Below are 14,236 nucleotides of genomic sequence, written 5' to 3'. Positions count from 1 at the left end.
TCTACATAATCCACTTCTGCTTTTCTTATATATTTTATTACCTCCCTATAGTTAACTCATGAAATAAGGCCATCTTGTTAGCCTTCTTATAACTGATATCTTACTCAGTTTTTCATCTTATCCTAAGTATTTTCAACTTCCTAGAACTTCATTACACACTTAATAAATACGAAAATTGTGTGTTTCATCGATAAGACACACGTATAAACACCTGTTTTTCAAACAAAATAACTGATTTACAATTGTTTAAATTAAGTTTTACATAGTTTTAAGTAAACAAATAGAAAATTTTTAAATAATTAAAAACCTTATAAACAATTATTTAAATAAACTAAAAATACTCATTGATTCATATTAACACATTGCATGTAATAAAAGTCTTACTTGCAAATCCCCTTGTCATATACTAATCAATCAACCTATATAAAACTATGTTTTAAGCATCATTTGTTAGAAACCTGAATGTTCAAACTGGAAGCCAGTAATGATCTTCTGAGGAGCAACCTACCTCATCACCAAAGATTGTAGCACAATGCTGTGCTACACGATCTACTAAAATGACTCACACATTTAATCTTTTGTGAGGGCGATACCTGAAAAGCCTTATGAGTAGGGAATTAACAAAAAAACCAAATATTATGAGTACATATAGTTTTAGCGACGAAGCCGTTGCAAATGCAATAGCAGCAGCAAAAAAAACACATGAAGAAACACAACTTGACGCTACCGCAAGTAACTTTAACATCCACAAAGGTGGTTGTATGCTTGTAGCAGCAGAATGTATTTCTGTAACTACAGAAAATCATAAGGTATGCATCAATCTACCTTTAGGCCTAGGTAAACATTGTTTAAGTCTGCCTGTAAGTATTCCAGATGGTACAGCGGGTAAAGCTTGCCTAAGTATCTGTACTACATGGGGAATCCCAACAGGTGTGAAAGTTACTGTGACGATCGCAGGAGTTACCGTAGTAAGCCAATCTTTCGGTAAGTGCTAATACATACATTGAAGGCAGGATCTTCCTGCCTTCTTTTCCTTCCCTTTACAATCTTTCTCTTATTATCTCTTAAAACTTTTTTTCGTATCAATAGTTAAAATACATTAGTTTTAATGTGGTAAAAAAAGAACCATGGCACACATCAATCCGCATATAAATTTTAACGGGAATGCTGAGGAGGCATTTACATTTTACAGATCTGTTTTCGGCGGTGAGTTTGCTAAGATCGTGCGCTTTAAAGACATTGCTAGCGAGGCGTATCCTGTTGCTGAGCATGAGGCTGAGAAGATCATGCATATCGCATTACCCATAGGCAGCAATATACTACTGGCAAATGATGTGCCCGAAAGTATGGGCCGCACCAATGAGCAAGAACATCGCAGTAAGATCGCCATTACGGCTGCTAGCAAAGAAGAGGCAGAACACCTTTTTAACGGACTTTCAGCTGACGGAAACGTTGAGATCCCATTGTCTGAAGCTCCTACTGGCGCAAGTTTTGCCATGTTTAGAGACAAATACGGCATTGAGTGGATGATCAACTACGATCCTGCTTCTACTGTATAGCTTCCCTATTAAGTTTCTTGTTGTATCGCTTCAAATTGACTTCCAGATACTTTTCTTGAGGAGGTATTTTATGTTTTGGCTATAGCCAAAAAACCACACAGCGCACCCCTCGCCTACTTCTTGTTTTATGCAAAAACCAACCGTATGGCTTGCTGATGGATGGTGGCGGAAGCATTTTCACGGAAGTGAAACCCTGCGTATTATGCAGAATGACAGGCTTTATGTTAATTTAACTAAAAGGATTTACTCAAATCAATCGATTTACTAAGGCTTTTTTACTATCTTGTTTGTCTCAAAAAAGTTTAGGCAACCATATAATACAATGAAAGAAAAACCAAACTCTTCTAGTAGAAGAAAATTTATCAAGAATACCGCACTGGCTTCTGGTGTGTTTATCGTACCACGTCACGTACTGGGCGGAGCTGGATTTCTTGCTCCTAGTGATAAACTTAATATCGCTGCAATAGGTGCCGGTGGTAAAGGGGCTAGTGATATCGCTAACGCTTCTGTAAACGGTAGAGAAAACGTTGTTGCACTTTGTGATGTGCACTTTTCTGGTTCTGCACGACAGTCAGTTAAGCGTTTTCCTAAAGCAAAATTATTTAATGATTACCGCGAGATGCTAGACAGCATGAAAGATATTGATGCGGTAACCATCAGTACACCAGATCACGTGCACGGTCCTGCTGCAGCTTATGCAATGGAGCGTGGTAAGCATGTGTATGTACAAAAACCTATGACGCACAACATTAGCGAGGCTCGTATGCTTACGCACATGGCGCGTGACAAAAAGATCGTGACCCAGATGGGTAACCAGGGTGGTTCTAACCCATTGCTAGGCATGGTTCAAAAATGGGTAGACTCTGGTAAACTAGGTAATATTCATAAAGTAGAGATCTGGACTAACAGACCTGTATGGCCTCAAGGTGGTGCTATGCCACAACCTGACGCTGCAGCAAAGCCAGAAGATCTTTACTGGGATCTATGGTTAGGCCCAGCAGAATGGCGCCCATATACTCCTAATCTTGCTCCGTTTAACTGGAGAGGATGGTGGGATTTTGGTACAGGAGCGCTAGGTGATGTAGGTTGTCACCTTATCGATATTCCTTACCGTACGCTTAAATTAAAGTATCCTACAGCTGCTGAGTGTAGTGTGGGTACTGTATTCTCACAGATGTGGAATCCTGATTACAACCCAGAAGGATGCCCTCCTGCTTCATTTATCACGTTAAATTATGAGGCTACAGCCAAAACGGGTACGCCGCTAACGATGACCTGGAGCGATGGTGGTATACGTCCTGCACACCCAGAGATCATCCCTGCAGATAGCAATATAGGTGGTCCTGGAAGTGAAAATGGTGTACTTATACATGGTGAGCACGGTGTTATCTCGACTAACATCAATGATAGTTCGCCATTGACACCGAAGCTTTATCTTAACAATGGTGAGACAGAATTTGGTCCTGAGGTAGAAGATATGCCAGAACCAGAATATGGTCACCAGCGCAAATGGGTAGATGCTTGTAAGGCTGGATTTAACAGCAAGGAGCATAAGGCCCTTACTTCATCTTTTGACTACGCAGGTCCTATGACCGAAACTGTGCTTATGGGTAACCTTGCGATACGCAGTTATATGCTAAGACAGAAGAACGAAGGTGGTAACATGGAGTTCCACGGACGTAAGAAGTTGCTTTGGGATGGTGAGAACATGAAGATCACTAACTTTGACGAAGCAAACCAGTTTGTTACTCGTAAATACAGAGAAGGTTTTGAGATATCTTAATCTCTGATCTAATTATATTATTAAAAGACCGCAGCAATGCGGTCTTTTTTTTTTGCGCTATAAATACCACTGTGATCACTGTGCTTTATGGCTATGGATAAAGATGCTTATTTCATACACTCCTCATACACTATCCATGCTTTATCCATACAGTATCTATGGAGTATCTATATGCCATGCCTCGTCCTAAAAATGATTATAGGTTATTTATTAATTATTATTAACATTTACGGTATTCCGTATAAGCTATTAAGCTATTGAATTGTAGATTTATAGGCTGTATGGGAATTTGGGATATCCGGGCTGTATCATGGCAATTCTGCTATTAATATGTGGATATAACGAGTTGTGTGCAACCCAAAAAAGCGACACGATCGACAATAAACGAACAGTATAATGAAATACAAAATACCAACGCTTCAGCAAAATCAAATGTGCTGCATCCCTACGCTTAAAGCGAAATCAATGCAGCACATTTGCTTTTGCCTCAACCGCACAGCGGACAGTATTTAATCAGCAAGACAAAGACGAAATGAGCGAAATATTTGGAAAATTTGATACGCAAGACTTAAACAGAAAATCTGCACTTGACATATTCGAGAAACTTAGACCTATCCGACAAGGAATAAACAAAGAATTTATTGCAAGACGACTTATTTGGGAACTTATCCAAAATGCCAAAGACAACGTAGCAGTTTGCAATATAAATTCTGACAACAACCTTGTTGTTGATATAACCCTGACTGACGATAAATTCATTTTTGCACACAATAAAGGTTTTTTCAAGAATGAAAATGTAAGAGGCTTAATCAGACGGTATTCATCAAGCGACAAAGACAGAAGTGAAACAAATGCAGACGAAACACCAGCGACCACAGGTCGTTTTGGAACAGGTTTTATGACAACGCATTTGCTTTCTGAATTAGTTGAAATAAAAGGCGTGTTTCAAGAAAATGCCGAAACTTATAAAACTTTTGAATTAAACCTTGACCGAAGCGGACATAATGTTCAAGAACTCATTCAAGGAATAGAAAAGGCGTTTGCTTCTGTTGAAACAAGTGTTTCAAAGTCTTCAGCTATTTCTTCGCCAAATATCAGCGAGTTTAAAACGAAATTTATTTACCATTTAAACAATGGTGGACTTGAATTAGCAAAAATTGCAGCCGAAGAACTTAAAAATACCGCAGCTTATGCTTTGATAAATCACCCAAACATTAAATCTATTCGGTTTGACAGCAGTAACAGTAAATTCAATTTTTCTCTTTCAAAATTAAAATCAACACCATTTGAAGAAACGGAAATCACTACTTATGAATTAAAAATTGGCGATAATCAAGAAAGTAAATACTACGTTTCTGTTGGAGTTGACGAAACAAAAATCATTCTTCCTATTCAAATAATCGGAAACGATTATTTTCTGTTGCCTATCGAAAAGGAAGTTCCAAAAGTATTTTTAGATTTTCCGTTAATCGGAACAGAAGAATTACACATTCCTTTTGTCGTAAACAGCCCATTCTTTGAGCCGACAGAACCAAGAGATGGAATAAGTCTTACAGGTGGAACAGATGAGGACACTCAAAAAAATGTAGACGTTTTCAACGAAGCATTTAGGCTTTACAATATTCTAATTAACTACGTTGAAGATAAAGCCAAATGGAAAAACCTTTACAATCTTGCTTACATCAGAAAACCCAAAGAGAAAGATTGGATAAACAATTCTTGGTATGAAAAGACATACATAAAACCAACAAGAGAAACCTTGCTTTCAAAAAGTATTGTTGATACGGTTAGATACAGCCGTAGAGCGATAACAGGACAAGGAACTGTTGATTTTCCGAGTTCAAGTAAAAATGAAATCAGAGAAAAACTTTGGACGCTTTGCAATATTGGAGAACATTTTATACTTCCAAGCCAAGAACATATTCATAAATGGTATGAAATTATTTGGGATAAAGAATATGAGTTAACAGTAGAAACATTGGTTAAATGGATAGAAACCAATCAAAATGTGAGTCGGCTATCAACTTCTCTTGGAAAAACAGAATCCGAAACGCTTGATTGGTTAAATGAAGTGTTTTTATTGGTTAACGATGATGAAACATTATTAGCACAGCTCAACCAAGACAAAATAAAAATACTACCTAACCAAAACGGATTGTTTCAAGCAAAATCAAAACTTTTTAAAGATAGCGGCATTGACGAAAATCTTAAATCTGTAATGATTACACTTGGACCTGATTGGAAAAACTTCTTACTACACCAAAGCATTTGTGATTTTACAGCCATTATTTTCAATTCAAAAGACCAAGATTCTATTATAGTGAAAATCAATAGTATTTTGAATGACGGAAAAAATCCCAACATCAACAAGGCTTGCAGTCAGTTAGCTTGCTTGTTTCCTCCTTCTGAAAATAAAATCAGAAGTAATATTTATAGTTTTTCTAAAAAGTTATTCCCAAATGAATTTGGCAAAAAAACATCTGTAACTATTGACAATCCAAGTATTTGGGAAGTATCAGACAAATTAATCACAAAAAGAATCGTTACAGTTATTGCTTCTTATAACAATGTTGAAAATTTTAAAACAAATATTAGCTTTCAAAGCCATTCAGAAACTCTCAAATGGCTTGATGAGTTAATAACTTTCTTAGACAAGAACCAATACGAAAACTTATTAAATCTAAAAACCGCACCAATACTGCCAAATCAAAACGGAGATTTCAAATACAAAGACATCTTACAGACAGATAATGCAGAAGAAGTTGCAGAAGAATTAAAAGATATAAGCGAACTGTTGGATTATGATTTTCGCAAAGAATTATTGGCAAAAGAAATTTTTCCTGTTCTTCCAGAAAAACAAGCTGTTGAAATTAAAGCAATAGCGGATAAAATTACTGAACTGATTGAGCCAAAATTTGGAAGCATTGAAAGAGATGAGGCACTACGAGAGTTATTTCGCAAACTGTATTTGTGGTTCAATAGAAACAAACATTTAGCCGAGCAGATATTTACGAAACTCTATGAACGCAAACACAGACTAATTGACGATGACGAAATTGCTGTAAACCTTGAAAAAGCAGAGATATTAGATGAAATTATTGGTGAAATAGGTTTGTCAGCCAAAGAGATAAAGGATAAATTAAAAGCCCTTTTAACCAATCCGAACATTACAGACATTTTAAAAACAACATCAACTGAACAGCAAGTTGCAGTTTCGGGTAGTTTGTATCCTGTCGGTTCGGAAGATGATATTAAAATTTTAACTCTAACAGATAATTCAAGTGAAAAATCAAGAATTTCATTAAGTGAGGACGCAAAAGAAATTATCTTTCAAGAATTAAGAGAAAACAGTTTTAATGTTCCTGATACTATTCAAATAAATTATACGATAGTAGAAGGAGTTACAAATCCGTTGGGAAACCCTATCAAATTAGTAGTAAAGAGTGCCAAAGCGGGAAAAATTTATTTCAATCCAAATGAATGGATTGCATTGACAGAAACCGACACTCAATTATTTGTAGTAACGAGAGGCAACGTAGTTAGAAACGTAACGCTTTCAGATATTGAATCTCTTAATGACACATTTCATATGAGATTAAACACCCAATCTTTTGCAATGACCAATTTGAAAGCGTTTGCCAAATTCTTTCAATATCTGCCTTATACGCACTTTATCTTTGAATCACCTGAAAGCACAACAGACTATTTGCAACAGTTTGGTTTGAGTGAACGAAATCCAAGTGCAAACGAGTTATCTGCGGACGATAAAAACTTATTGCTTTAATGATTTACAGCCGAGAAGAACATACAAGATTTTTAGAAGAAGAACTTCGGGCACAAACAGAAGCCTACAAGCAAAAGTTAGATACTTCTGCCCTTTTTCTGTTGCAAGACCGTGAAGAACTTTTTGTTGCACAATTCCTGAAATTTCAGGACGGAGAAATGATTTTGAAATTTCCCAACACAAGAGGAATACCAAGACAAGGCGAATATCTTTATTGTTTTACTGTTCCAAAGGAGTTAAGAAATTATAGGGATTGGGGAAATAAAACGTATGGCGATTTAATTAAAGCTAAAACCAATTATTCTGAAATTGTTTGCATTTGGCAAACACCATCAAACGAAAAAGATTTCAGCATTGCAGGTTTCAGAGGTGTGGAACTTGAATTTGCAATTCACATACAAGAAGCAGAAGGAATGATTCTTCTTTTGGGACCAAACAAACCACCATTTGAATACATTGCAAATCTTCAAAGTATTATTCAAAACCAAAACAATGAATCTGTAAATAGAATTCTTGACCAAGATTTTCAAGCTTCAGATTGGACACCTTCACTCCTTGACAATAAAAACAACATTGCTGATTTTGTTTTATCTCAATTGGCATTGCAGGATAGTCTTATTATTCAAGGGCCGCCCGGAACAGGCAAAACATATTTGATTGCTGAAATCTGCGAACAGCTTTGTAATCAAGGAAAATCTGTATTAGTAACGGCATTAACAAATAAAGCGCTAATTGAAATAGTTGAAAAACCAGCATTGAAAGGACTGTTAGAAGAACATCGTATTTTCAAAACAAAACTCTCAGTTGACGAAGCAAAGGCATTTAAAGATTTACAGCAAACAAAAGAAGTTAGTCCGCAACCTTACAATTTAATTCTTTCAACTTTTTTCATTACAAGCGGACAAGCAGCAAAAACTTTTAATGTGCCACCTTTTGACTACGTTATTGTTGATGAAGCAAGCCAGGCATTACTAGGAATGTTTGGGGGTGCAAAACTTTTAGGAAAGAAAAATATTTGGATTGGCGACACAAGCCAATTACCGCCTGTTGTTTCATTAAGCGATGATAAAGTGAGTCGCAAAAATTACGGTGCTTTGGTTGACGGCTTAAAAGCACTTTCTGAAACCGCATCTATACCAATATTTCAGCTATCTGAAACACATCGTTTAACGGACAGAGCAGCAAAGTATTCAGGATTTTTCTATAAAGGCAGTTTGAATTCAAGAGCTAAAAAAGATATTCGCCTTTCCTACTCGGAAATGGACATTGATTTTGGAAGGTTTTTCAATCCAAGTGGTGGTCCAACTTTGATAAAAACCGATTTAAAAGCAGGCGAGTTCAAACCAACCAATGCCTTGAAACTTGCAACTGACATCGTAAAACACCTATTAGAAACCAATGAAAAATTACATATTTCAGTATTGACATACTTTGTAGAAACTACAAAAGCATTACAAAAAACAATTTTTCAAACAATCAGCTATCATAATAATTTGTTGATTGAAACGGTTTCAAGAGTTCAGGGTTTGACAACTGACGTGACAATTTTTGTTGTTCCGAATTCAAGCTATCATCGCTCATTAGAAAACCGACTTTTCAATGTGGCAACAAGTCGCTCAAAACGACACACACTTATTATTACGGACAAGGGTGTTTTAACACGCTCACAGATTAACAATGAAGTGAAAACCTATCTTCAAAAACTTGATGAAGATTTTTCATTTCACATTCAATTTGACGGTTTGGATATTGCAAACATTAGCGAAGCTAAACAAGAACCAGTTGAAACAGAAAATGCAGAAACTACTCAAGCAGAAACAGAAAGAAAAGTTGGTTTAAAAGTTCTTGGAAAAATAGATCTTTCAAAATTTGAAAAGCCGAAAAAGGAAATCAAAAAGGACAAAGAAAACATTTACATCATTGACACAAATGTATTTGTTGATTACCCCGATATCATTTCAAAAATTGACAAGAAGTATCAAGTGATTTTATCGGCAAAAGTCATTGACGAGTTAGACAAATTGAAGGTTACGCTATCAGAAGAATACAAGAAAAATGTTCAAAGGGCAATCAAACAAATCAATGACAGTTTTGATAAACGAAATATCAAAATGAACACAGCCGACCTCACTCTGCTGCCAAGCGACTTTGACAGAAAATCGCCTGACAATTTTATTTTATCAGTCGCACTGAAATACATAGATGAAAATCCAATTATGCTGACATCTGACAATGGGTTACAAGTAAAATCAAAAGGTTTCGGTATAACGACAATAACATTAAAAGACTTTTTAAAACAAACTAGATATTAGCCAACGCTATTGGTGGCACATTTGCAAAACCGCACAAGCCCACACTAAAGCCAAGTTTTGCAAAAGAGCCACCAAGCCATCGCAACGACAAACAGACACCAAATGATTGATGCAGAGATAAAAAGAGAAAAAGGGCAGCACACAACAATGGCTATACGTAATGCGGGCGAAAGTGCTAATATGAAAGTAATTACATTAAAATAACTTTTCGGTAGGCGGACAGTGAAGTGCCTTAAATTCCCTCACTACGCATAGCCGAGCCGTTATATGCAAGGTAAAAATAGCATATGGAAGAAATCAAACAACCAATAGAAGAATTAAGGACGCTTGAAACAGAAGTTAAAGCGTTTGTAAAAGATCAACCATATTGGGCAAAATACCTTTGTTCTGAAATTTTAGCAGGTAATGAAATTACGGAATCTATAATTGAATCAGCTTATTCTTATTTGTTAGAAGAGTTAGGTCTTAAAGGAGAAACTGATAAACCTGAGCTTTCTATTTCATACAACCCAAATGCCTCTGACGATTATAAAGAAAACCTGTCTTTTGACTCGATTGAAAAAGTTGAAGGGGTTAATGCTCTTACTGAAAATCAAACTATTGAGCTAACACCAAATTTGACCATCATATATGGAAAAAATGGTGCAGGGAAATCTGGTTATGTTCGTCTTTTAAAAAACGTATTTTATTCCAAACATAAGGAAAACATTCTTCCTAACATCAACATTGATTCCGGACACAAAGCAATAGCAGCAACCTTTAATTTTTCTTCGGAGGGAATTAATATTCCTCTGAAATATCCTGATGACATCGATAATGGAATTTTTAATCAGTTTGCAATTTTTGATGGAGATATAGGGAAAAAACACCTTAGCTTAAGAAATGATTTTAGCTTCCGTCCTGCTGGATTGCAATTGTTTAATGAATTTAATACTGCATTAGAGAGATTAAATGGCAAGTTAAATATTGAAATTCAATCTAAAAATATTGCCAATCCCTTTACAGATGATGATATTTTTCAAGGAGAATCTGAAATCAAAACATGGTTAATTCAGCTTTCGCATAATTCAAGACTTCTAGATTTAAATGCTCATTTACCTTATAGCGAAGAGGAAAAAGTAAGAAAAGTTCAATTAGACAAAGAATATGATGATTTAAAAATTGCTTTAGCTCAAAAAGACAAGGCATTGAAAGAGTTGCAGACTATAAAAGCCCAATTAGCAGCTCGAAAACAGAATTTAGTAAATACGAACACTTGGTTTGCTCAAGACCAACTAAATAACGTAATTAAGGGAATTACCAATTGTAAAATCAAAGAGGATACCGCAAAAAATGAAGGCATAGAAAAATTCAAAACAGATAAAATTGAAAATATTGGTTCTACAGAATGGAAAAAATTCATAGAAGCGGCTGCAAAATTTGCTTCTACTCAAAAGGAAGGTGAATACCCTTCAATTGGTGACAATTGCTTATTGTGTCACCAAGCAATTAATGATGATGTTCCTAAAAGCTTAATTAGTGGCTATTGGGCTTACATTAAAAGTGTTGCTGAACAAGAAGCTAAGACTGCTAATGAAAAGCTTGCAAAGTTTAAGGTGGATTACGAAAAATTAAACTTCAATCAGTTTCCTGAAACAGACACTTTAGCCAATTGGTTAAAAGACAGGTACGAGACGGCTTTAGATAATTTAAAAGCTGAACTAAAGAAACAAGAAACATTAAGACAAATACTTGTAACAAATATCACTGAAAAAAAGGATTTTTCGCAAGCTGAAGTTCAACTAGATTTAACTGCTTTAGATGCCATAAGCGAAATAGTAGAAAAAGAAATTAAAGCGTTTGAAGAAGATGAGCAGAGCAAAAAACTTGGCGAACTGTTAAAAACGAAAACTTATTTAGCTCACAAAGAAAAACTGGAAGCTCGATACCCAGATATTGAATCCCTACATAAAAACTTGCTATGGGTAAATAAAGCCAACCAGTTTAATAAACGGGCAACAAAGAAATCATCCACAGATACTGAAAAGAGACTTTCCGAAGAATATTTCAACACCGATTATATCAACGAATTTAATAATGAATGTGAAAAACTAAATGGAAAGTTTGGGATTGAAATAGATGCAAGAAGTTCAGATGCACAATCCAACCGCCAACTTCTTCTTAAAGGCAATGACCCTTCTGCAATTTTAAGTGAGGGAGAACAAAAAGTAATTGCTCTGTCTGACTTTATTGCAGAAACCAATATTACCACGATTAACAGAGGAATCATTCTTGACGATCCTGTTAACTCGCTTGATGAAGAACGAAAGAGTTTAATTGCCAGTAGGCTCGTTTCAGTTTCAGAAACTAAACAAGTACTCGTATTTACTCATGATTTAGTTTTTGTCTCTTGTCTTCTTAATTATGCTCAAGACAAATCTTTAACTCACGAGTGCCATTGGATTGAAAATAGAAACGGCAACCCAGGTCAAGTATGGTTAAGAAATTCACCTACGTATGAAAAAATTTATCGTAATGCTGAGCCAGTAAAGAAGCTATACTCTGAAGCCAATAAAGCCGAGTGTCCTCCTTCTCAAAGAGAATTTTTAGTTAAAAGTGGATTCACTGCATTACGTACTTGTTATGAGGTTTTAGTAATTAATGACTTATTTAAAAATGTCGTTCAGCGATACAATGAACGTGTAAGCGTTGATAGTCTTTCTAGTGTCAATTTTGACGAAGAATTAATAAACGAACTTCTTGAAAGTTTTGCTCAATGTTGCAGATACATGGAAGGCCATACACATAGTGATAAATATGCGTACATGAAACCAGAACCTTCAAACCTTAATGAAGAAATTCAAAGATATGAAGCGTTAAGAAGTAAAATTCGAAAATTTAAAAAGACATAAAGCCAGCATACAACAACACCTAAACGCAATGCCATTCAGGTAACTGAGTAGAGCCAAAGAGTTCTAAGTAATTTAAAAAAAACAACTACAAATCAATTCAAACTATTGACACCAAATTACACAAACAATCGGGAAAATAATGGTGGACAAACCATTGTTATACAGCAACAAAGTAATTCTAATGGTACTGGAGTTGCAGGTTTTATTCTAGCCATTTTAGGAATGTTTCTGGGATGGGTCCCAATCTTGGGTTGGATCTTATGGTTTCTAGGACTTGTATTGTCATTCATAGGTATTTTTAAAAAGCCAAATGGTTTAGCGATCGCTGGTCTTATAATTTCCTTAATTGGGATCGTATTAATCATATTCTTTTTCGCCGGTATAGGTATATTATTAGCCGCAGGAAGTTGATCGTAGAAACCTTTAACTATCACTGAGAATAGCTCAATGTGGCTGAATTGCTAATCGGGATTCATTGCTAATAGCCGATAGCGTTAGTATTAAAAAGTAAACTCGACACAATGAACAATAGAGCGTCGTTAGTCAACTTTATTTTAAGTGTTGTCACTATTCCACAAGATGATGCTGAGCAAATTGCAAAAAGCTTTCATCCCATTGAAATAGAGGAAAAAGACTATTTGCTAAAGGCAAATGAAGTAAGCGATGATTATCTCTACCTAGAAACTGGATTAATGCGTACGTTTCTCTACGACCTAGAAGGTGAAGAAGTTACCACTGATTTCTTTACCGAAAATAACATTGTCTTTGAAATTACTTCTTTCTTTAATCGAACCCTTTCAGAAGCATATATACAAGCTATTACTCCCTGTAAAGGGTTTCGAATTTCGTATGAAGAACTAAATACACTATTTCATAATAAACCAGCTTTCAGAGATTTTGGAAGAGCTATTCTAGTAAAAGAATTTATTGCTTCTCAAAGCAGGAACTATGGGATGATCAACAGAACCGCTAAAGAGCGGTATCAGCATCTTCTAAAAACAAAACCTCAAATACTACACTATGCACCACTAAAGTACATTGCTTCGTACTTGGGTGTTACTGATAGCACTCTGAGCAGATTACGTAAAAAATTGTAGCTTTTTATTAATTGCCTTTTGTCAAGTGGAATGCAATGTCACTTATTGAACTTTGCTTTAAAGTTTAAGAGACATGGCCGCAATTTCTACTTCAATACAACTAGTGTTCATTTTTACAACCTTAGCTACTTTATTGTGTTTTTATAAAATCACTAAGAGTAGCAAGCAACTTGCAGGTATTCTCATTTGGATGGCTGTAGTGGGGATCTTGGGATATTTAGGATTTTACCGCGTTCAAAATTCGATACCGCCGAGGTTTGTTTTTCTTTTGGGGCCTGGTATCCTTTTCGTTATTGTCTATTTCTTGCTTGCAAGAAATAGAACTGTTCACAATGAGCAGCATTTAAGGTGGTTGACGTTATTACATACGGTAAGGATTCCTGTTGAGATCGTATTGTTTTATGTTTTTATCGAAGGCCTTATACCTGATTTGATGACATTTGATGGCTATAACTTTGATATTCTTTCAGGCATTTCAGCACCCATAATGTACTATGCGATATTTGTGAAAAAATGGATTAGTAAAAAGGGGCTTTTACTATGGAATTTTATTTGCCTAGGACTGTTAATTAATATTTTGACTATAGCGGTTTTAAGCGCTCAAACACCTATTCAGCAATTCGCATTTGACCAGCCCAATATTGGTGTAACTTATTTTCCTTTAGTTTGGCTTCCTGCTGTTATCGTACCCATTGTTCTTTATTCGCATTTAGCGAGTATCAAAATATTGCAGGAAGTCCGTAATAAGAACACTTCAGATAATCGCTAGGCATGCGTGTGATATATACTATCTAGCGTGAATGATGTGTT

Annotated in this window: 9 protein-coding genes; all 9 read left to right on the top strand. The window is 35.6% G+C overall.

All coding sequences use genetic code 11. From position 1 onward, the window contains the following. Positions 1 to 638 precede the first annotated feature (638 nt). Entirely contained in the window at positions 639 to 995 is a 357-nt protein-coding gene (locus ACZ5L8_RS03680) for a hypothetical protein (protein WP_464439846.1), read from the top strand. Between the two features lie 132 nt (positions 996 to 1,127). Then, positions 1,128 to 1,559 (top strand): VOC family protein, encoded by a 432-nt coding sequence (locus ACZ5L8_RS03675; RefSeq protein WP_464439845.1) that lies wholly within the window; start codon positions 1,128 to 1,130, stop codon positions 1,557 to 1,559. 322 nt (positions 1,560 to 1,881) lie between these two features. Continuing rightward, entirely contained in the window at positions 1,882 to 3,342 is a 1,461-nt protein-coding gene (locus ACZ5L8_RS03670) for a Gfo/Idh/MocA family protein (RefSeq protein ID WP_464439843.1), read from the top strand. Between the two features lie 532 nt (positions 3,343 to 3,874). Beyond that, positions 3,875 to 7,126: a sacsin N-terminal ATP-binding-like domain-containing protein gene (locus tag ACZ5L8_RS03665; protein ID WP_464439841.1), complete on the top strand. Its 3,252-nt coding sequence runs from the start codon at positions 3,875 to 3,877 to the stop codon at positions 7,124 to 7,126. Beyond that, on the top strand, positions 7,126 to 9,438 hold the full coding sequence (locus ACZ5L8_RS03660) for an AAA domain-containing protein (RefSeq protein ID WP_464439839.1): 2,313 nt from the start codon (positions 7,126 to 7,128) through the stop codon (positions 9,436 to 9,438). The genes ACZ5L8_RS03665 and ACZ5L8_RS03660 overlap by 1 nt, the downstream gene beginning before the upstream one ends. 287 nt (positions 9,439 to 9,725) lie before the next feature. Continuing rightward, positions 9,726 to 12,329 carry an AAA family ATPase gene (locus tag ACZ5L8_RS03655; protein ID WP_464439837.1) on the top strand — a complete coding sequence of 868 codons (2,604 nt, stop codon included), beginning with the start codon at positions 9,726 to 9,728 and terminating at the stop codon, positions 12,327 to 12,329. Between the two features lie 105 nt (positions 12,330 to 12,434). Further along, a complete protein-coding gene (locus ACZ5L8_RS03650) occupies positions 12,435 to 12,740 on the top strand; it encodes a hypothetical protein (RefSeq protein WP_462598791.1) in 306 nt (101 codons plus the stop codon). A gap of 110 nt (positions 12,741 to 12,850) precedes the next feature. After that, the gene (locus ACZ5L8_RS03645) at positions 12,851 to 13,426 is read left to right on the top strand and encodes a Crp/Fnr family transcriptional regulator (protein ID WP_464439836.1); all 576 of its coding nucleotides are present in this window, start codon (positions 12,851 to 12,853) and stop codon (positions 13,424 to 13,426) included. 73 nt (positions 13,427 to 13,499) lie between these two features. Continuing rightward, positions 13,500 to 14,195, top strand: a complete 696-nt coding sequence (locus tag ACZ5L8_RS03640) for a hypothetical protein (protein WP_464439834.1) — start codon at positions 13,500 to 13,502, stop codon at positions 14,193 to 14,195. Positions 14,196 to 14,236: the final 41 nt, after the last annotated feature.

Source organism: Leeuwenhoekiella obamensis, from assembly GCF_055391795.1.
Note: the sequence above shows the minus strand (reverse complement) of the source record. Positions and strands in the feature narration are given on the sequence as shown.